Source organism: Cupriavidus sp. GW822-FHT02D05, assembly GCF_058802485.1.
In genome coordinates this window covers 119,012-137,798 of sequence record NZ_JBXAOE010000011.1, presented here as the reverse complement: position 1 = coordinate 137,798, position 18,787 = coordinate 119,012, and the positions used below count along the sequence as shown (strand labels likewise).

The following is an 18,787-nucleotide window of genomic DNA, read 5'->3' as shown; positions in this document are numbered from 1 at the left end:
GCCAGGCAACGGCATGGCGGCTAGATATTCTGCCCGCGCTGCGCCGCTGGCAGCGCCGGGTGCCCGAGCAGGCCGCGCACCCGCTGGGTATTGCGTTCGAACACCCAGTAGACGGCAAAGGCGTAGGCATAGCAGCCCAGCAGGATCAGCGCGGCCAGGCCCAGGCTGCCGGCGCTGACAGGCAGGCGGACCTTGACCAGGGTCGCGGCGATGAACAGGGTCAGCGGGAAATGCGTCAGGTAGAGCGAGTACGAAAACCCGGACGCCAACGTAGCCAGGCGCGACAAGCCGGCGTGGCCGATGCGGATGCGGGTCGACAGCACGGCCAGCAACAGCACGAAGAAGCCCAGCGCGACAGCGGCATCGGCGTACGGCTTGTGCTTGGTCAGTGCAATGGCGGCCAGGAACACCAGCAGCGCCGGCAGCACCAGCCACTTGCGCCGCGCGATCGCTGCGATCTGCGCCAGCCGCGCTTCCAGGGCTTGCGCCAGCACGCCCAGCAGCCAGAAGAGGAAGCCTTCGACCAGGCCGTGGAACAGGCCCATCGTGACCAGCACCGCCAATACGCACAGCAACGCCTGCGGCGTGCGGCGCAGGTGCCAGGCACCGTATAGCGCAGGGAACCAGAGGTAGTACCAGAATTCGTTGGCCAGGCTCCACAACGGCCCGTTGGAGCCATAGGTATCGCAGGCAAGGGTTTGCAGGAACGCCGCGTTGCAAACCAATCCCGCGACACCGAGGTTATGCGAGATATCGATCTGCTGGGCCGCGTTGCCCTCGGTGCCCTGGTAGAACGGCCCCCACGCCAGGTGGATCCCGGCACTGTCCCAGAACAGACCGAGCAGCAGCGCGGGCAGCAGTACGATCCATAGCCGCGTCATGCGGTCGGCCAGATAACTGCGCCAGGACCAGTCGCCACGCGTCATCTTGCGGCGCACGGTGCCGCCTACCAGGTAGCCCGAGAGCAGGAAGAACACGATTACGCATTCGTGGCCGACGCTGCACAGCGCATAGAACAACTGCAGCGCCACGCCGGCCGCGCCGCCATGCGGCCCGCTCGCCGCATAGTCGACGATGACCAGCGCGCGGACATGGCCAAGGCAGACCAGGCCCGCGGCCAGCGCCCGGATCAGGTCCAGTACATCGTATTGCTTGCTTCGGTCCGTGCCATCCACGACCAGTCTCCCGGTTCCGGCTCGCCAGGGCTGCGGTTGGCACAAGGCGGCACGCAGCGCGGGACTCTCCTTGGCAGAGCTTAGCCGGGCGGCTACGGCGTGAAGGTGCGCCGTCCCACATAGCGAAAGCCGAGGCACGGGAAGCAGGCACCGCCGCCATTGGCACTGCATGGGTTTGGCCACGCGGGTTGGGGTACGCCGCCCAACACCTGTGCGCAGCACAATGTGCCTCGGATGCAGTTGCCTCTTTTCGAATACAATGGCTCGCGTCCCTGGCGGGCCGCCCGCGTCCAGCGGCGCGCTGCCCCACTATCCGGCTTCTCCCTTGTCTGCATCCCAACTTTCCCGCACCGTGCCTGCCGCCGAGCCGGCAGCGCAGCGCGCCGGCCTGGCCGTGGCTGCCGTCGGCGCCATCCTTTTTTCCGGCAAGGCGATCGTCGCCAAGCTGATGTACCGCTACCAGGTCGATGCGGTCATGGTCATCAGCCTGCGCATGCTGTTTGCCGTGCCGCTGTTCATGGCGATCGGCTGGTGGCAGTCGCGGCGCCTGCCGGCGCTGTCCTGGGCTGATCGCGGCCGCATCGTGTTCCTCGGCATCATCGGCTACTACCTGTCCAGCTTCCTCGACTTTCTCGGCCTGCAATACATCACGGCCGGGCTCGAGCGGCTGATCCTGTTCCTCACGCCGTCCTTCGTGCTGCTGGCCAGCGCCGTGCTGTTCAAGCGGCGCATCAGCTTGCGGCAGTGGCTGTCCCTGGCGCTGGCCTATATAGGCATCGTGCTGGTTTTCGCGCATGATCTCGACGTGAGCGGCGGCCAGGTGTGGCTCGGTGCCGCGCTGGTGCTCGGCAGCGCACTGACCTACGGCATCTACCTGATCGCGTCAGGCGAATTGGTGCAGCGCATCGGTTCGTTGCGGCTGGTGGCCTATGCGATGTGCGTTTCCACCGCGTGCTGCGTGGTGCAATATCTGGTGCTGCGCCGCCCGCTGTCGGAGCTGCTGCAGCCAGCCCCCGTGATGTGGCTTTCGCTAGTCAATTCTGTGTTTTGCACGGTGCTGCCGGTGTCGCTGACGATGGTGGCGGTGGCGCGCATCGGCGCGCCGATGGCTTCGCAGGCGGGTATGCTCGGACCGGTATCCACCCTGTTCCTGGGCTTCTGGCTGCTGGGCGAGCCGATCACCGGCGTGCAGCTCGCCGGCAGCGCGCTGGTGATGGGCGGGATATATTTGCTGTCGGCGCGCAAGGTGGTCAAGAGCGGGGCCGCGGGCAAGGCCCAGGCTGCTCGTCGCGGCGGCAAGGCGATGGATACGCTGGATAACAAGCAGGCGGGTGGCCGCCTCGATGACACAAGGAGTCGATGAGATGGATCTAGGATTGCGCGGCAAGCATGCGCTGGTGTGTGGCGCCAGCAAGGGCCTCGGTTTTGCCTGCGCCGACGCGCTGGCTGCCGAAGGCGTGGATGTGGTGATCGTGGCGCGCGGCGCCGAGGCGCTGGAAAAAGCCGCGGCGGACCTGCGCGCGCGCCACGGCCGGCGCGTGATGGCGGTCGCCACCGACATCACGACCCCGGCGGGGCGAAAGCTGGCGCTGGAAGCCGTCGCCAAGCTGGGCGACCTGGACATCCTGGTCAACAATGCCGGCGGCCCGCCTCCGGGCAATTTCCGCGACTGGGACCGCGATGCCTGGCTGGCAGCGATCGACGCCAACATGCTGACCCCGATCGAGCTGATCAAGGCCACGGTGGACGGCATGATCGCGCGCAAATGGGGCCGCATCGTCAACATCACCAGCGGCGCCGTGAAGGCGCCGATCGATGTGCTCGGCCTGTCCAACGGCGCGCGCTCGGGCCTGACCGGCTTTGTCGCCGGCCTGGCGCGCGAAGTGGCGCAGCACGGCGTGACGGTGAACAACCTGCTGCCCGGCCCGTTCAATACGGATCGCCTCTACAAGACCATGGAAGGCGGCGCCAGGCAGGCTGGCCTGTCGATCGAGGAAGTCTCGAAGCGCCGCGCCGCGCAGAACCCGAGCCGCCGCTTTGGCGAGCCGGCCGAGTTCGGCGCCACCTGCGCCTTCCTGTGCAGCCGCCACGCCGCTTACATGACCGGGCAGAACGTGCTCCTCGACGGCGGCGCTTACCCCGGCACGTTCTAAGCCGCTGCCGCACCCAACCCGCGACGCGCGCGCGGCCTGGCGGCCGTGCCGGCGCCGCGGGCGTTTTCCGGCCGGGCCATGCCGGCCCGGTTTTTCCCTGATTGGCCAGGATGATGCCGATGACTCCCCCTCGTATTGCGCTGATTGCGCACGACCACAAGAAAGATGACATCGTGGCTTTTGCTGGCCGCCATCGCGATTTCCTGTCACGTTGCGAACTGCTCGCCACCGGTACCACGGGTGGCCGCCTGAGCGACGAAATCGGGCTGACGGTGACGCGCATGCTCTCCGGCCCCTGGGGCGGCGACCTGCAGATTGGCGCGCAACTGGCCGAAGGCCGCGTGGGCGTGGTGATTTTCCTGCGCGACCCCATGACGCCGCAGCCGCACGAGCCCGATATCAATGCCCTGGTGCGCGCCTGCGACGTGCACAACGTGCCCTGTGCCACCAATGTGGCCACCGCGGATCTGCTGATCGCGGAGCTGCGGCGCCTGTATCCGGAGTAAGCGGCTTCGGCCCGAGGCATTGCCGCCCCCACACATACCCACCGTACCAACACGCATCAACAGGACAAGGAGAGAGACATGAGCAAAGCCATCCGCATTTTCGAGACCGGCGGCCCGGAGGTGATGCAGTGGGTTGACGTCGAGGTGGGGGATCCCGGCCCCGGCGAGGTGCGCGTGCGGCACGAGGCGGTCGGCCTCAACTACATCGACGTGTATTTCCGCACCGGGCTGTACAAGCAGCCGCTGCCGGGTGGCCTCGGCATGGAAGGCGCCGGCGTGGTGGAGGCGGTTGGCGCCGGCGTGGGGCACCTGAACGTGGGCGACCGTGTTGCTTATGCCGGCCGTCCCACGGGCGCCTATGCGCAGGTGCGGGTCATGCCGGCCGATATCGTGGTGCGCCTGCCGGACGCCATCTCGTTCGAGCAGGGCGCGGCGATGATGCTGCAGGGCCTGACCACGCAGTACCTGCTGCGCGACAGCTACCGCGTGCAGGCAGGAGATACCGTGCTGCTGCACGCCGCCGCGGGTGGTGTTGGCCTGATTGCCAGCCAGTGGCTCAAGGCGCTGGGCGCCACCGTGATCGGCACCGCCGGCAGCGATGAAAAAGCCGCGCTGGCGCGCGCGCATGGGTGCGATCACACCATCGTCTACACGCGTGAATCCTTCGTCGACAAGGTCAAGGAAATCACCGGCGGCAAGGGCGTCGCCGCGGTCTACGACTCGGTCGGCAAGGACACTTTCAACGGCTCGCTGGATTGCCTGAAACCGCGCGGCACCATGGTGGTGTTCGGCAATGCATCCGGCCCGGTGCCGCCGTTCGATCTGTCCGTGCTGGGCAACAAGGGCTCGCTGCGCATCACGCGGCCAACGCTGATGACCTATGTGGTCCATCGCGAATTGCTGGAGCCGATGGCGGCCGAGCTATTCGAGATGGTGACCAGCGGCCGTGTGAAGATTGAAGTCCGCCAACGCTACGCGCTGGCGGATGTGGCGCAGGCGCATCGCGATCTGGAAGGCCGCAAGACCACTGGCACGACCGTCCTGCTGCCCTGAAGCGCAAGCCTGGTGCGAGCCGCCTGGCCTGCTAGCGGGCTCGCACTGTCTGGGCGCCGGCGCGCGCCTCGGCCTGCCGCAGCACGTGCGCGGGCAGGCGCCTGAGGATGAAGTGCACCGCCAGCGGGATCAGCACCACGTCGTCCATCAGGCCCAGGCCGGGGATGAAGTCGGGAATCAGGTCAATGGGCGAAATGGCGTACAGCACCAGGCCTAACGCGGCCGGCTTCAACCAGCGCGGGGCGTCGGGATGGCGCAGCGCGTACCACAGCAGGCGGCCGTCGCGCCGCACCAGGGTCCACAGTGCCGAAAATCGTTTCCACATGAGAGGCCTCCTTCACTTTTCACAAACGCCAAGCGGCGTGGCCGATTGCGCCACTCGCAGATAGCTTGGGCCAATCTTCGGCGCTTCAAGTTCCGCGGGGCGTTCAGGTGGGGGAGGGGGTGAGCCGAAGGACATCCAGTGACGGACATCCAGTGAAGGACGTGCAGGGCAGGTGGCGGGGCGCGGGAAGCGCCACGCCACCGTGCCGGCAGCGCTGCGAGCGCAGGCTGCCGGCAACCGCTAAACCGGCGCTGGCGATCAGCCCGGGATCTTGCCTTCCACGCCTTCGACGTAGAACTTGATGCCGTGCAGGAAGCCGTCGTCGGCTGCCTGGTCCTTGGCCAGTTGTTCCTTGCCGGTGTTGTCCTTGAGCGGACCCTTCCAGATCGGAGCCGAGCCGTCGGCGATGCCCTTCTTGCGCTCTTCCACCAGTGCCTTGACGTCATCCGGCACCACGGCGTTGAAGCCCTTCAGGTCGATCATGCCTTCCTTGACGCCCCACCACGTGGTGCCGTTCTTCCACTGGTTAGCCAGCACGTCGCCGACCACCTTGTTGTAGTACACGCCCCACGAGATCACCGAGGCGGCCAGGTGGGCCTTCTCGCCGAACTTGCTCATGTCGCTGTCCCAGCCGAATGCGTACACGCCCTTTTCCTGCGCGGTCTGCACCACGGCGGCGGAGTCGGTGTTCTGCATCAGCATGTCCACGCCCTGGCCGATCAGCGTGGTCGCGGCTTCGCGCTCCTTGCCCGGATCGAACCACTTGTTCACCCACACCACCTTGACGGTGGCCTTGGGGTTGACGCTGCGTGCGCCGATGGTGAACGAGTCGATGTTGCGGATCACCTCGGGGATGGGCACCGATGCCACCACGCCCATCTTGCCGGTCTTGCTCATCTTGCCGGCGACCACACCAGCCAGGTAAGCGCCTTCATAGGTGCGCACGTCGTACTGGGCCAGGTTGTCGGCGGTCTTGAAACCGGTGGCGTGCTCGAACTTCACGTCCGGGAATTCCTTGGCGACCTTGAGCATCGATTCCATGTAACCGAAGCTGGTGCCGAAGATGACCTTGTTGCCTTGCGCGGCGAGATCGCGGAACACGCGTTCTGCATCGGCGGCGGATTCGGGCACGTTCTCGACGAAGGACGTCTTCACCTTGTCGCCGTATTTTTCTTCCACGGCCTTGCGCCCGGCGTCATGGGCGTAGGTCCAGCCGGCATCGCCGACCGGGCCGATGTAGACGAAGGCGACCTTGAGCGGCTCGGCCTTTTGCTCGGCAGCGGGAGCGGAGGCCGGAGCCGCGCTTTCCGCCGGCTTTTCGGCTTCTTTCTTGCCGCAGCCCGCGAGAGCCAGCACGGCGGTGGCAGCCAGTGCGGCAAGGGTTTTCCTGCGCGTGACGATCATGATTTCTCCTTGTAATGACCGTGGTACTGAGTACCGATGTTTTGATTAAGGTTGCAACTGTGGCTCTGAACAACGAGGGATTGAAGCCTGAAGTCTCTGACGGACTTTATAAAAGCGAAACAAAAACGGAAAACACGGCGCAGCGCCGGGAGAGGCGCGGCGGCGGGATCGGTCAGGCGGCACCCGGGCGGAACGGCTTGCCCAGCGAGGCCGGCATGTTCAGGCGGATCCACGCCGGGTTGCGCGAGATCAGCGCCAGCACGACGATGGTCGCGGCATAGGGCAGCATCGACAGGATCTGCGACGGCACCGATACGCCAATGCCCTGCAGGTAGAACTGCAGGATGGTGACGCCGCCAAACAGCCAGGCTCCGGCCCAGACGCGGCCCGGGCGCCAGGTGGCGAAGGTGGTCAGCGCCAGCGCGATCCAGCCACGGCCGGCCACCAGGTTTTCCACCCACATCGGCGTGTACACCAACGACAGGTAGGCACCGGCCAGCCCGCAGCAGGCGCCGCCGAACAGCAGCGCGCCAAAGCGGATCAGGCGCACCGGATAGCCCAGCGCATGCGCGGATTCCGGCGATTCGCCGATCGCGCGCAGCGTCAGCCCTGCGCGCGTGCGAAACAGGAACCACATGATGGCGCAGCACAGGAACAGGCTGAAATACACCATCCAGTGCTGCTGGAAGAAGGCCGGCCCGAAGAAGGGAATATCGGCCAGGAAGGGAATCGACTTGGCCTGCGACGGCATGGCGAAGCCGACGAAGCGCTGACCCATGAATGCCGACAGCCCGGTGCCGAAGATCGACAGCGCGAGGCCGGTGGCGACCTGGTTGGTGGCCAGCACCAGCGCCAGCCACGAGAAAAGCGTGGCCATCAGCATGCCAGCCAGCGCGCCGGCGGCAAAGCCGATCAGCGGCGACTGGGTCTGGTAGCCGACCATGAAGCCGAACGCGGCGGCGACCAGCATCATGCCTTCGGCGCCCAGGTTGAGCACGCCAGCGCGTTCGTTGATGAGCAAGCCAAGCGCCGCCAGCAGCAACGGCGTGCCGGCGTTGATCGCGGTGGCGATAAGAGGGGCGAGTTGTTCCATGTCTTGGGGGTTCCGCTCAGGCGGCCTTGGCGCGCCAGCGCAGGCGGTTGTCGATCAGCGTATCGCTGGCCAGCAGGAAGAACAGCAGCATGCCCTGGAACACCGAGCCCAGCGCCGAAGGCAGGCCCAGGCGCGACTGAGCCATTTCGCCGCCGATATAGAACAGCGACATGACGATGCCGCCGAACACGGTGCCCACCGGATGCAGGCGGCCCACGAAGGCCACGATGATCGCGGTGAAGCCGTAGCCGGGTGAGATCGAGGGCAGCAACTGGCCGATCGGGCCCGTGACTTCGAACGCGCCCGCCAGGCCGGCGGTGCCGCCGGAGATCATCAGCGCGCTCCACAGCGAACGGCGCGCCGAGAAGCCGGCATAGCGCGCCGCCGCCGGGGCGGTGCCGCCCACCTGCAGGCGGTAGCCCGCGAAGCTGCGGAAGATGAAGACGGTCATCAGCACCACCAGCACCAGCATCACCACAAAGCCCGCGTGCAGGCGCGAGCCCGACATCAGGTTAGGCAGCAGGAACTCGGAGGAGAACACCTTGGACTGCGGGAAGTTCATGCCGTTGGGATCCTTCAGCGGCCCGTTGACCACGTACAGCATCAACTGCTGCGCGATATAGGTCAGCATCAGCGACACCAGGATCTCGTTGGCGTTGAACTTGTCCTTGAGCGCGGCGGTGAGCGACGCCCAGAACATGCCGCCGACCACGCCGGCCAGCGAGGCCAGCACCAGCACCACGGTGCCGTTCACGCCATTGCCCGGCACATCGAAGTGCAACACGGTGGCGCCGGCGAAGATGCCGCCGACGATGAGCTGGCCATCCGCGCCGATGTTCCAGATATTGGCGCGATAGCACACTGAAAGCCCAAGCGCGCACAGTACCAGCGGCACGGTCTTGAGCAGCACCTCGCCGATGGCGCGGCGGTCCTTGAGCGGGTCGACCAGGAACACCTTGAGCGCGGCTACCGGATCCTTGCCGAGCAGCAGGAACAGCAGCGCGCCGAAGGCCAGCGTCAAGGCCAGCGCGATGAAGGGCGAGGCATAGGCCATGCGGCGCGAGGGCAGCCCGCGCGGTGCCAGCGACAGCGGTGAGCGAAGGAGGAAATCAGCCATGGTGCACGGCCTCCTCTTGTTCGCGCCGGCCGCCTGGCCCACCTTCCCAAAGACCGCTCATCCACAGGCCCACCTGCTCTCGCGTGGCGTCCTGGGTTGGAATCGACGGCGACAACCGGCCCTTGGCGATCACGTGCAGGCGATCGCAGATGGCGAACAGTTCGTCCAGTTCTTCCGACACCACCAGCAAGGCGCAGCCGGTGGCCTTGAGCGCCAGCAGCTCGTTGTGGATCTGCGCCGCGGCGCCCACATCCACGCCCCAGGTCGGCTGGGCCACAATCAGTACCTTCGGGCCGCTTTCGATCTCGCGGCCGACAATGAATTTCTGCAGGTTGCCGCCCGACAGGCTCTTGGCCAGCGCGTGCGGCCCGCTGGCCTTCACGCGGAAGCGCCCGATCACGGCCTGCGCCAGGCCGGCGGCGGCTTTGGGCGAAATCATGCCGCGCCGCACATAGGGTGCGGACTGGTGCGAAAGCAGGATATTCGCGGCCAGGCTCATGCCCGGCACGGCGCCACGGCCGAGGCGTTCCTCGGGCACGAAGGCTAGCCCGGCACGGCGCCGCTGGCGCGCGTCCAGCTTGCCCACCGGTTTGTTGTCCAGCGTGATGGCATCGCGCGCGGCGCGCACATCCTCTCCCGACAGCGCCGCCAGCAATTCCTGCTGGCCGTTGCCGGACACGCCGGCGATGCCAACGATCTCGCCGGCGCGCAGGTCCAGCGAGATGCCGGCAAGTTCCGTCGCGAACGCATGCGAGCGCGGCAGCGAGAGTCCGCGCACCGCCAGCCGGCAGGCGCCGGGCTCGGTCTGCACGCGCGCCTCGCGCGGCGGCTCGCCGCCGATCATCAGGCGCGACAGCGAGGCCGCGCTTTCCTGGCGCGGATCGCACACACCGGTGACACGACCCATGCGCATCACCGTGGCGCTATGGCAAAGCTCGCGGATCTCGTCGAGCTTGTGGCTGATGTAGAGGATGCTGGTACCTTCCGCCGCGAGCTGGCGCAGCGTGATGAAGAGGGTCTGCACCGCTTGCGGCGTCAGCACGGAAGTTGGCTCGTCCAGGATCAGCAGTTGCGGCTTGGCCAGCAGCGCCCGCACGATTTCCACGCGCTGGCGCTCGCCGACCGACAAGGTGTGCACATGGCGGTTCGGCTCCAGCGGCAGGCCATAGCGCTGGGCGGTCTCGCGGATCTGGTCGGCCAGCTGCTTCATATTGGTGCCCGCATGCGGGCTGCCGGCGGCCGTCTTGCTGCTCCGGGGCAGGCCAAGGGCGATGTTCTCGGTCACTGTCAGCGTATCGAACAGCGAAAAGTGCTGGAACACCATCGCGATGCCCAGGTTTCGTGCGTCGTGCGGATTGTGGATCGCGGCGCGCGCACCGTTGAAGTGCATGTCGCCGGCGTCCGGCTTGACCGCGCCGAAGATGATTTTCATCAGGGTGGACTTGCCGGCGCCGTTCTCGCCGAGCACGGCGTGGATTTCGCCGGGGGCGACGACGAGGGACACGTCGTCGTTGGCGGTCACGCCGGGGTAGCGCTTGCTGATATGGGCAAGCGCCAGCCTTGGGGTTGTGCTTAAGGTCACTGAGGCGGCTCGAGTTGTTATGGCAGCAACGTGGATCAATGTTCGTTATGTATCGGGCAGCACCTGCTGCAGTGCGTGGGGCAGGATCGCCGTTACGCATTGCAGCAACCATCACTGGGCGGTGATGCCGTTTATTAACCGTGGATTATATAAGTGTGTGGGGTTCGGACGACCTGGTCAGGCCAGTATTCTCGGCCCCACAACGGATACAGGCAGATTGCAAGTCGCATGCCGGGCGATTTGGGCGGGGGCGCGGACGGCCGGGCGGCCGACGGCGGCCTGCACGGCCGATTGGCGGGAAGGGGGAGGGGGCGGAACGGAAAAAAGGGGCGGATTGGCGGCCAGAGCAGAGCGCCTCGGCCTACACCGGAACGGCGGCGGCGCGATGCCGCCCCCGGGTGCTTCACAGCATGTCAGGCGCCGTGGCTGACCGCGATCTGGTTGAAGCGGCCTTCTCGGAAATCGGCCAGGGTCTGGTAGATCTCCTCCTGGGTGTTCATCACGAACGGCCCATATTGCGCGATCGGCTCGCCTAGCGGCTTGCCCGCGATCAGCAGGAAGCGCGCATCGGCCGTGGCCGTGACATTGACCCCGTCAGCGCCGGCGGCGTTGTCCAGCACGCCCATGCGCTGCGCTTCCAGCACCGCGGCGTTGCTGCCCGCGCCGACCGCGATCTCGCCGCGATAGGTGTACAGGAAGGCGTTATGCCCTTGCGGCAGCGCTTGCGAGAAGGTCTGCCCCGCCGGCAGCGAGACGTCCAGGTAGAGCGGCTCCGTGACCGGGCGCGTGACCGCGCCAGCCACCCCGTGCGAGGCGCCCGCCAGCACGCGCACCGTGGCGCCGCCCGGCAGCGCTACCGTGGGCACGGCGGCGGCCGGCAGGTCGCGGTACCAGGGCGCCGTCATCTTGTCCGCGGCGGGCAGGTTCAGCCACAGCTGGAATCCTTCCATGCGGCCGTCTTCCTGCTCGGGCATCTCCGAGTGCACCACGCCGGCGCCGGCCACCATCCACTGGGCGCCACCGTTTTCCAGCAGGCCCTCGTTGCCGGCGCTGTCGCGATGGCGCATACGGCCGGCCAGCATATAGGTGATGGTCTCGAAGCCGCGGTGCGGGTGGTCGGGGAAACCGCCGATATAGTCGTCGCGGCTATCGGTGCCAAACGCGTCCAGCATCAGGAACGGGTCCAGGCGGCGCTGCAGGTTCTGCGTGAGCACGCGGGTGAGCTTGACGCCGGCGCCGTCCGAGGTGGCGATGCCGCGCACCACGCGGTCGACCGCGCGCGAGCGCTGCACGGTTTCCGTGGCGGTGGCCGGGACGGTGGGGGCGGTAGGGATGGCAGTGCGTTGTTCCATGATCGATCTCCTGTTGGCTGGGGATGGCGGCAATGGCGCGCGGCCCCAAAGGCTACCCTCGTAATTTAAGGGTTTGGGCCAGAACCGGTAGAGGCCATCCGGGCAAAAGATTGTTCTGCCCATGGTACGGCTGATCCCTTGTGATGCTTCAATTCTGGAACAACGCGAGTGACGCCGGGATGCCGGGCGAAGCCTGATAAATACGGCCAGAAAGTGGCGCGAAAGCGCGGAGAAGGCGTAAAGATGACAAGATCGCTGTAGTTGGGTATAATAGCGCTCTCGTTGTCATCCGATGCTGCGTAATCAAGTCGGGTTGGCAGGGTCCGGGCAGGCGTTTTTGAGTGCCGCCCCAACTCCTTGCTTGCCCAAGCGTGGCACCGGCCGATTGATCCGGCGGCGCGTCGGAACCACCAAATTTGCGCTGCCACTGGCCTCCCGTTCCTGCATCTCGCAGCGGGTTGCGCCGCTCCCGGGACTCCCGCCCTTACCGGCACGGTGTCCTTTCAATTGGGTTTCCCGCTCTCCAGCGTGAAACCCGGCGCCCGTCCACCGGCTCATCTGCTGGTCATGGCGGGCAAGGCAATCTAGTCAGGGCCGGCGGGCCCCCAATTGCACCCGCCTGAGCCCACTTTGTTCGTCCGTCAATCCGGATGTGGTTTCTCGTGCCCACATCTGGCATGCGGACAGAGGGGAATATGTCCAAGCAATCCGTACAGGCGCTGGCCTGGGGATGTCTCACGCTCGCTGCGCTGGCCGCTCTGGTCACCTGGATCGGCGTGGATGTCATCCTGCAATATCAGGACCGCCTGTGGTACGACGTTGCCGACCACCTGCGCCTGGTGGCGTGGTCGATGGCGCTGGCGCTGGTCACCGGCATCCCGGCTGGCATCGGCCTGAGCCGTCCGTGCATGCGCCGCTGGGCCGACCGCCTGATGCAGGTCTTCAATATCGGCAACACCGTGCCGTCGCTGGCGGTGCTGGCGCTGGCCCTGGCCGTGCTCGGCATTGGCGAGCGGCCCGCCATCCTGGCGCTGTGGCTGGCTTCGCTGCTGCCGATCGTGCGCAATACCTGCGAGGGCTTGCTCGGCGTTTCCCCGGCACTGACCGAGGCCGCGCGCGGCCTTGGCATGACCGCCATGCAGCGCCTGTTCCGGGTCGAGCTGCCCAACGCGCTGCCGGTGATCCTGGCGGGCGTGCGCATCAGCCTGGTGATCAATGTCGGCACGGTGCCGCTGTCCTTCCTGATCGGCGCCAACAGCCTGGGCGAATTGATTTTCCCCGGCATCTACCTGAACAACCAGCCCCTGCTGTTGCTGGGCGCCGCGGCCACCGCGCTGCTGGCACTCGCTCTCGATGGCCTGTTTGCCGCCGCCGGCTATTGCTACCTGCGCCGCCGCGGGCTGGCGCGCTAAGGCGCGCAAGGGCGCACCGAACATGAAGGAGAAACCGATGCATTTCATCACAAGCGCGCTGGCCCGCGCGGGCCGCGCGGCCCGTGGCCAGGCACGCATGCTGGCGAGTGTCGCCGTGCTTGCCGCAGTGGCAGCCATGGCGCTGCCGGCGCACGCCGACACCGTTCGCGTAGGCGGCAAGAACTTCACCGAGCAGTTGATCCTGTCGTCGATGACCACGCAGTACCTGCAGGCCAAAGGCCTCACCACTGAGCTCACCGCCGGCCTGGGCAGCACGCTGATGCGCCAGGCCATGGAAAGCGGCCAGCTCGACGTGGTGTGGGACTACACCGGCACGGCGCTGATCGTGTTCAACAAGGTCGAGGAAAAGCTCGGCGCCGCCGAGAGCTACGAGCGCGTCAAGACGCTCGACGCCGCGCGCGGCCTGATATGGCTCGATGCTTCCGGCATCAACAACACCTATGCGCTGGCGATGCCGAGAAAGCGCGCCGAGGCCGCTGGCGTGACCACGTTGTCGGCCTTCGCCGAGACGATGCGCGCCGCCGGCGAGGGCACCGCCCATCCGTTCGCGGTCGATATGGAGTTCGCCGCGCGTCCCGACGGGCTGGAGCCGCTCAAGGGGCTCTACAAGCTGCCGTTCTCGCGCCGCGACGTGATCCAACTCGATCCCGGGCTGGTCTACACCGCGCTGAAGAACGACCAGGTCGAGCTGGGTCTCGTCTACACCACCGACGGCCGCGTCAAGGGCTTCGACCTGGTGCTGCTGGAAGACGACCAGCACTTCTTCCCCGCCTATAACGCGGTGCCCGTGGTGCGCAAGGCAACGCTGGATGCGCATCCCGAGCTCGCGGGCCTGCTCAACGCGCTGGCGGCCCGGCTCGACAACGCGGCCATGACCGAGATGAACTACAAGGTCGATATCGACCAGCAGCCGGTCGACAAGGTGGCGCAGGAATTCCTGCGTGGCCACGGCCTGATCTGAAGAGGGCCGCATGGACTTGCTGACTTACCTCCAACACAGCTGGCCGACGCTGCTCAAGCTCACCGGCCAGCACCTGGCGCTGGTGGGGTCCGCGGTGGGCCTGGCGATCGTCGTCGGCGTGCCGCTGGGCATCCTGTGCGCGCGCTTTCGCTTTCTCGCCACGCCGCTGCTGACGCTGGCCACCATCGTGCTGACCTTGCCGTCGATCGCGCTGTTCGGGCTGATGATCCCGATCTTCGCGCGCTTTGGCCACGCGCTGGGCTACGTGCCGGCGGTGACCGCGGTGTTCCTGTATTCGCTGCTGCCGATCATGCGCAATACCTGCGTGGCGCTCGCCAATGTCGACGACGGCATCCAGGAAGCCGGACGCGGCATCGGCATGACCACCTGGCAGCGCATGCGGCTGGTGGACCTGCCGCTGGCCGTGCCCGTCATCCTCGGCGGCGTGCGCACCGCCGTGGTGATGAATATCGGCGTGGCCACCATTGCCGCCATCATCGGCGCGGGTGGCCTCGGGGTGCTGATCCTGCAAGCGATCAGCCAGAGCAACATGAGCAAGCTGGCGATCGGCGCGGTGCTGGTCAGCGTGCTCGCCATCGTGGCCGATGCCTGCCTGCAGTGGTTGCAGCGGGCGCTGACACCGAAAGGAATTCGCTGAACATGATTGAACTCGACCAACTCACCAAGACCTTCAGGCAAAAAGACGGCGCCGAAGTGCGCGCCGTCGATGCCGTTTCGCTCACTGTGCCCAAGGGCGAGATCTGCGTCTTCCTAGGCCCCTCGGGCTGCGGCAAGACCACCACGCTCAAGATGATCAACCGCCTGATCCAGCCCAGCTCCGGCCGGGTCCTGATCGACGGCGAGGACACCACCCGCGTGGACGAAGTCACGCTGCGCCGCAAGATCGGCTACGTGATCCAGCAGATCGGCCTGTTCCCCAACATGACCATCGAGGAGAACATCATGGTGGTGCCGCGGCTGCTGGGCTGGGACAAGAAGCGCAGCCGCGAGCGCGCACGCGAGCTGATGTCGATGGTGCAGCTCGACCCCGGCAAGATGCTCACACGATATCCGCGCGAACTCTCGGGCGGGCAGCAGCAGCGCATCGGCGTGATCCGCGCGCTGGCGGCGGATGCGCCCGTGCTGCTGATGGACGAGCCGTTCGGCGCGGTGGACCCGATCAACCGCGAGAGCATCCAGAACGAGTTCTTCCAGATGCAGCGCCAGCTCGGCAAGACCGTGATCATGGTCTCGCACGATATCGACGAGGCCATCAAGCTGGGCGACCGCGTGGCCGTGTTCCGCGGCGGCAGGCTGGTGCAGTTCGACCATCCCGACGCACTGCTGGCGCGTCCGGCCGACGATTTCGTGCAGGCCTTCATCGGTCACGACAACACGCTCAAGCGCCTGCTGCTGGTGCGCGCCGGCGATGCCGCCACCATGGCGCAGACCTGCAGTCCCGGCATGCCGCTGGCGCAGGCGTTTGCCATCATGGACGAGGCCGACGTGCGGCACCTGCCGGTGGTGGATGATGCGCAGCACGCGCTGGGCTACGTCACGCGGCGCGATGCGCGCGCGGGGCAGGGCATATGCGCGGATGCGACGCGGCCATTCATGGCGACCGCCGCGTTCGACGAGCATCTGCGCATCGTGCTCTCGCGCATGTACCAGCACAACACCAGCTGGCTGCCGGTGGTCGATGCCGATGGCGTCTACCTGGGCGAAGTCACGCAGGAGTCGATCGCCGACTATCTCAGCTCGGGCCGCTCGCGCGGGAATGCGCCGGTGATCCAGCCGCCGCAGGCACCGGCTGCCATCGAGCGCATTGCTGCGTAATGCTCAGCTAGGGAGATAGAAAAAGGGCCGGATTTCCGGCCCTTTTTCCATGGGTGCGCGAGATTAGTCGCGGGCCAGTTGCCCGTCGGTGAGGCGCCACACGTTCAGCGGGTTGCCATCCTGCAGCGCGGGCGGCAGCAGTTCCGCCGGCACATTCTGGTAGCACACCGGGCGCAGGAAGCGCTCGATGGCCGATGCGCCGACCGAGGTGGCGCGCGTGTCGGACGTAGCCGGGAACGGGCCGCCGTGCACCATGGCGTACGACACTTCCACGCCCGTCGGATAGCCGTTGAACAGCACGCGACCGGCCTTGCGCTCGAGCACGGTCAGCAGGATGGCGGCCTCGGCACGATCCCCCGCATCCGCTTGCACGGTGGCGGTCAGCTGGCCCTCCAGGCGGCGCGCCACCGCCAGCATCTCCTCGTGGTCGCGGCATACGACCAGCACCGAGGATGGGCCAAACACTTCGGCTTCCATGCGGTGGTCCGCAAGAAAACGCTCCGCGGTGGTTTCGAACAGCGCGGGGCGGGCCTGGTTGGGGCCGCTGGCGGCCTGGCCACTGCCGATGCGGCGCAGCCCTTCGATATCGCTGAGCTGGGCCACGCCGTTGTCGTAAGCCTGGCTGATTCCGGGCGTCAGCATGGTCGCCGCCGCCTTTTCCGCCAGCGCCGCAACCGCGCCCTGGCGGAACACGTCCAGCGCCGGGCTTTCCACCGCCAGCAGCAGGCCCGGGTTGGTGCAGAACTGGCCTACGCCCATCACCAGCGAATCCACCAGATTGCGCGCGATCTCCGCGCCGCGCGCGGCCAGGGCCGCCGGCAGCAGGAACACGGGGTTGATGCTGCTCATTTCCGCGTAGACGGGGATCGGCTGGGGACGGCTGTTGGCCGTCTGCACCAGCGCCAGGCCGCCGCTGCGCGAGCCGGTGAAGCCCACTGCCTGGATCGACGGATGCGCGACCAGGGCCGTGCCCACGGCAACGCCCGCGCCCACCAGCAGCGAGAACACGCCTTCGGGCAGGCCAGCATCGGCCACGGCCTTCTGGATCACGCGCCCGACCAGCTCGGAGGTGCCGAGGTGGGCCGAGTGCGCCTTGACGACGACCGGGCAGCCGGCCGCCAGCGCGGATGCGGTATCGCCGCCCGCCACCGAAAACGCGAGCGGGAAATTGCTGGCGCCGAACACCGCCACCGGGCCGACCGCGATCTTCTGCAGGCGCAGGTCGGGGCGTGGCGGCGTGCGCTCCGGCAGGGCGGAGTCGAGTGTGGCGGCTTGCCAGCGGCCATCGCGCAGCACGCTGGCGAACAGGCGCAGCTGGCCGGCGGTTCGGGCGCGCTCGCCCTGCAGACGCGCAACAGGCAATGCGCTCTCGGCGTGGGCGCGCTCGATCAGCTTGTCGCCCAGGGCTTCCAGGCCGCTGGCGATCGATTCCAGGAACCTGGCGCGGATCTCCGGCGAGGTGTTGCGGTAGGTGTCGAACGCGGCTTCGGCCAGCGCGCAGGCACGCTCGGCCTCGGCGGCGCCGCCGCCATGGAATTCCGGTGCCAGGACTTCACCCGTGGCCGGGTTGGTGGCATGGAGGATCTTGGTGGTGCCGCGCACTGCGCGGGCGCCGATCAGCATTTCGCCGGTAATGGTCATTAGCGTTTCCTGCTTTTCAACTGCAATCAAGTGGGGAGTGCGCCATAGCTTGCGCTAGAGGCGGCGTGTATGTGGTCCCGGGCTGACACGCGGGACGCATAAATGGGGACATAGCCTTGCCGCGCTTTATTGTAAGACATCCTATAACATGAGGCGCTCGTTGGGCAAGCAGGAAATCCCGGATCCCGCCGGGATGCGCCGGCAGCCCGCCCCTAGCCGGCTTCCACCGCCGCCGACGCCTTGCGCAGGCGTTCGCGGCTGTTGGTCAGGTGCATGCGCATGGCGGCCTTGGCGCCTTCGGGGTCGCGCCGCTCGATGGCGTCAAAGATGTTCTCGTGCTCGATATTGACGCGCTCAAGGTACTGCTCCCGCTCCTGCGCGCTGACATGCAGCCGGCTGCGCGGGATCACCATGGTGCCGAGGTGGCCCATGATGTCCGTGAAGTAGCGGTTGCCGGTGGCGCGCGCAATCAGCAGGTGGAACTCGAAATCGGCACCGACAGAATCCTCGCCGCCCGCCGCCGTGCGCTTGAGCTCATCGAGCGCGCCACGCATCGCCGTCAGTTGCTCATCGCTGCGCCGCGATGCCGCCAGGCTGGCTGCCTCGGCTTCCAGGCTGACGCGGAATTCCAGCATGGCCAGCACGTCCATGGCAGTGCCCATGGTGGCGGGATCGATGCGAAAGGGCGAGCCGTTCTCGGCGCTGCGCGCCAGCACAAAGGTGCCGATGCCGTGGCGGGTTTCCACCAGCCCGCTGGCCTGTAGCCGCGACAGCGCTTCGCGCACCACGGTGCGGCTGACGCCGAGCGCGGCCATGATCTCGGACTCGGTCGGCAACTTGTCGCCCGGCTTGAGCTGGCCTTGCTGGATGCGCTCGCTCAGGTTGCTCACCGCCTCTTCGGCAAGCGTACGGCCGCGGCGCCGCAGCGGGGGAGTGGAGGCAAACATCGGGTTTGACATGGTGATGGGCTGGGACTTGACCGGATCGCAATGGCCTCATTATACTGCGTCATAAGTTATATGACGACAGATAACAGGTGTCTCCCGTTGCATGGGCTGTAGCAGCCGCTTTGGGACCTGGCAAGCACCGCACACAAGGATCCGGCAGCAGCCGGCGTATCCAACCCGAGACAACCCGCAAGGGCCGGCAGCCAAGG

General features: G+C 66.9%; 17 protein-coding genes. 8 read left to right on the top strand and 9 right to left on the bottom strand.

The window, feature by feature from the left end:
• Window positions 1-20: 20 nt before the first annotated feature.
• On the bottom strand, window positions 21-1,175 hold the full coding sequence (locus AC1RQK_RS16565) for an acyltransferase family protein (protein ID WP_492376123.1): 1,155 nt from the start codon (window positions 1,173-1,175) through the stop codon (window positions 21-23).
• 352 nt (window positions 1,176-1,527) lie between these two features.
• On the opposite strand from AC1RQK_RS16565, the gene AC1RQK_RS16560 reads away from it, so the two are divergent.
• From AC1RQK_RS16560 to AC1RQK_RS16545, 4 genes are all read left to right on the top strand, one after another.
• Complete coding sequence (locus AC1RQK_RS16560) at window positions 1,528-2,538, top strand: DMT family transporter (protein WP_492376129.1); 1,011 nt, start codon at window positions 1,528-1,530, stop codon at window positions 2,536-2,538.
• Between the two features lies 1 nt (window position 2,539).
• Window positions 2,540-3,328, top strand: coding sequence for an SDR family oxidoreductase (locus tag AC1RQK_RS16555; RefSeq protein WP_043344562.1), 789 nt, complete (start codon window positions 2,540-2,542; stop codon window positions 3,326-3,328).
• A gap of 119 nt (window positions 3,329-3,447) precedes the next feature.
• A complete protein-coding gene (locus tag AC1RQK_RS16550; RefSeq protein ID WP_006162443.1) occupies window positions 3,448-3,834 on the top strand; it encodes a methylglyoxal synthase in 387 nt (128 codons plus the stop codon).
• Between the two features lie 78 nt (window positions 3,835-3,912).
• Window positions 3,913-4,887 carry a quinone oxidoreductase family protein gene (locus AC1RQK_RS16545; protein ID WP_492376124.1) on the top strand — a complete coding sequence of 325 codons (975 nt, stop codon included), beginning with the start codon at window positions 3,913-3,915 and terminating at the stop codon, window positions 4,885-4,887.
• Window positions 4,888-4,918: 31 nt separating this feature from the next.
• Here the strand turns inward: AC1RQK_RS16545 and AC1RQK_RS16540 are convergent, their stop codons facing one another.
• The 6 genes from AC1RQK_RS16540 to AC1RQK_RS16515 all read right to left on the bottom strand — a co-directional run bounded on the left by AC1RQK_RS16540 (window position 4,919) and on the right by AC1RQK_RS16515 (window position 11,760).
• Window positions 4,919-5,212 carry a YkvA family protein gene (locus AC1RQK_RS16540; protein WP_043344566.1) on the bottom strand — a complete coding sequence of 98 codons (294 nt, stop codon included), beginning with the start codon at window positions 5,210-5,212 and terminating at the stop codon, window positions 4,919-4,921.
• Window positions 5,213-5,470: 258 nt separating this feature from the next.
• Complete coding sequence (locus AC1RQK_RS16535; RefSeq protein WP_006162440.1) at window positions 5,471-6,616, bottom strand: BMP family ABC transporter substrate-binding protein; 1,146 nt, start codon at window positions 6,614-6,616, stop codon at window positions 5,471-5,473.
• Between the two features lie 172 nt (window positions 6,617-6,788).
• Window positions 6,789-7,709, bottom strand: coding sequence for an ABC transporter permease (locus AC1RQK_RS16530; protein WP_492376125.1), 921 nt, complete (start codon window positions 7,707-7,709; stop codon window positions 6,789-6,791).
• A gap of 16 nt (window positions 7,710-7,725) precedes the next feature.
• Window positions 7,726-8,826, bottom strand: a complete 1,101-nt coding sequence (locus tag AC1RQK_RS16525) for an ABC transporter permease (RefSeq protein WP_492376126.1) — start codon at window positions 8,824-8,826, stop codon at window positions 7,726-7,728.
• A complete protein-coding gene (locus AC1RQK_RS16520) occupies window positions 8,819-10,408 on the bottom strand; it encodes an ABC transporter ATP-binding protein (protein ID WP_492809910.1) in 1,590 nt (529 codons plus the stop codon). Before AC1RQK_RS16520 ends, AC1RQK_RS16525 begins: the two co-directional genes overlap by 8 nt.
• Window positions 10,409-10,821: 413 nt before the next feature.
• Window positions 10,822-11,760 (bottom strand): pirin family protein, encoded by a 939-nt coding sequence (locus tag AC1RQK_RS16515; RefSeq protein ID WP_492809908.1) that lies wholly within the window; start codon window positions 11,758-11,760, stop codon window positions 10,822-10,824.
• Window positions 11,761-12,455: 695 nt separating this feature from the next.
• On the opposite strand from AC1RQK_RS16515, the gene AC1RQK_RS16510 reads away from it, so the two are divergent.
• The 4 genes from AC1RQK_RS16510 (at window position 12,456) to AC1RQK_RS16495 (ending at window position 15,990) form a co-directional block, all read left to right on the top strand.
• Complete coding sequence (locus AC1RQK_RS16510) at window positions 12,456-13,172, top strand: ABC transporter permease (protein WP_174423121.1); 717 nt, start codon at window positions 12,456-12,458, stop codon at window positions 13,170-13,172.
• Window positions 13,173-13,269: 97 nt separating this feature from the next.
• Entirely contained in the window at window positions 13,270-14,154 is an 885-nt protein-coding gene (locus AC1RQK_RS16505; protein ID WP_492809997.1) for a glycine betaine ABC transporter substrate-binding protein, read from the top strand.
• 10 nt (window positions 14,155-14,164) lie between these two features.
• Window positions 14,165-14,812: an ABC transporter permease gene (locus AC1RQK_RS16500; protein WP_006162433.1), complete on the top strand. Its 648-nt coding sequence runs from the start codon at window positions 14,165-14,167 to the stop codon at window positions 14,810-14,812.
• A gap of 2 nt (window positions 14,813-14,814) precedes the next feature.
• The gene (locus AC1RQK_RS16495) at window positions 14,815-15,990 is read left to right on the top strand and encodes an osmoprotectant ABC transporter ATP-binding protein OsmV (RefSeq protein WP_492809905.1); all 1,176 of its coding nucleotides are present in this window, start codon (window positions 14,815-14,817) and stop codon (window positions 15,988-15,990) included.
• A gap of 63 nt (window positions 15,991-16,053) precedes the next feature.
• On the opposite strand, the gene AC1RQK_RS16490 is transcribed toward AC1RQK_RS16495, so the two are convergent.
• Window positions 16,054-17,631: an aldehyde dehydrogenase (NADP(+)) gene (locus AC1RQK_RS16490; RefSeq protein ID WP_492809903.1), complete on the bottom strand. Its 1,578-nt coding sequence runs from the start codon at window positions 17,629-17,631 to the stop codon at window positions 16,054-16,056.
• A 212-nt stretch (window positions 17,632-17,843) separates the two neighbouring features.
• The gene (locus AC1RQK_RS16485) at window positions 17,844-18,590 is read right to left on the bottom strand and encodes a FadR/GntR family transcriptional regulator (protein ID WP_254615405.1); all 747 of its coding nucleotides are present in this window, start codon (window positions 18,588-18,590) and stop codon (window positions 17,844-17,846) included.
• Window positions 18,591-18,787: the final 197 nt, after the last annotated feature.

Coding starts and splice junctions, on each gene's coding strand:
- AC1RQK_RS16555 (WP_043344562.1), top strand. CDS start 2,540: ATGGATCTAGGATTGCGCGGCAAGCATGCGCTGGTGTGTGGCGCCAGC.
- AC1RQK_RS16550 (WP_006162443.1), top strand. CDS start 3,448: ATGACTCCCCCTCGTATTGCGCTGATTGCGCACGACCACAAGAAAGAT.
- AC1RQK_RS16545 (WP_492376124.1), top strand. CDS start 3,913: ATGAGCAAAGCCATCCGCATTTTCGAGACCGGCGGCCCGGAGGTGATG.
- AC1RQK_RS16540 (WP_043344566.1), bottom strand. CDS start 5,212: ATGTGGAAACGATTTTCGGCACTGTGGACCCTGGTGCGGCGCGACGGC.
- AC1RQK_RS16535 (WP_006162440.1), bottom strand. CDS start 6,616: ATGATCGTCACGCGCAGGAAAACCCTTGCCGCACTGGCTGCCACCGCC.
- AC1RQK_RS16530 (WP_492376125.1), bottom strand. CDS start 7,709: ATGGAACAACTCGCCCCTCTTATCGCCACCGCGATCAACGCCGGCACG.
- AC1RQK_RS16525 (WP_492376126.1), bottom strand. CDS start 8,826: ATGGCTGATTTCCTCCTTCGCTCACCGCTGTCGCTGGCACCGCGCGGG.
- AC1RQK_RS16515 (WP_492809908.1), bottom strand. CDS start 11,760: ATGGAACAACGCACTGCCATCCCTACCGCCCCCACCGTCCCGGCCACC.
- AC1RQK_RS16510 (WP_174423121.1), top strand. CDS start 12,456: ATGTCCAAGCAATCCGTACAGGCGCTGGCCTGGGGATGTCTCACGCTC.
- AC1RQK_RS16505 (WP_492809997.1), top strand. CDS start 13,270: ATGCTGGCGAGTGTCGCCGTGCTTGCCGCAGTGGCAGCCATGGCGCTG.
- AC1RQK_RS16500 (WP_006162433.1), top strand. CDS start 14,165: ATGGACTTGCTGACTTACCTCCAACACAGCTGGCCGACGCTGCTCAAG.
- AC1RQK_RS16495 (WP_492809905.1), top strand. CDS start 14,815: ATGATTGAACTCGACCAACTCACCAAGACCTTCAGGCAAAAAGACGGC.
- AC1RQK_RS16490 (WP_492809903.1), bottom strand. CDS start 17,631: ATGACCATTACCGGCGAAATGCTGATCGGCGCCCGCGCAGTGCGCGGC.
- AC1RQK_RS16485 (WP_254615405.1), bottom strand. CDS start 18,590: ATGTCAAACCCGATGTTTGCCTCCACTCCCCCGCTGCGGCGCCGCGGC.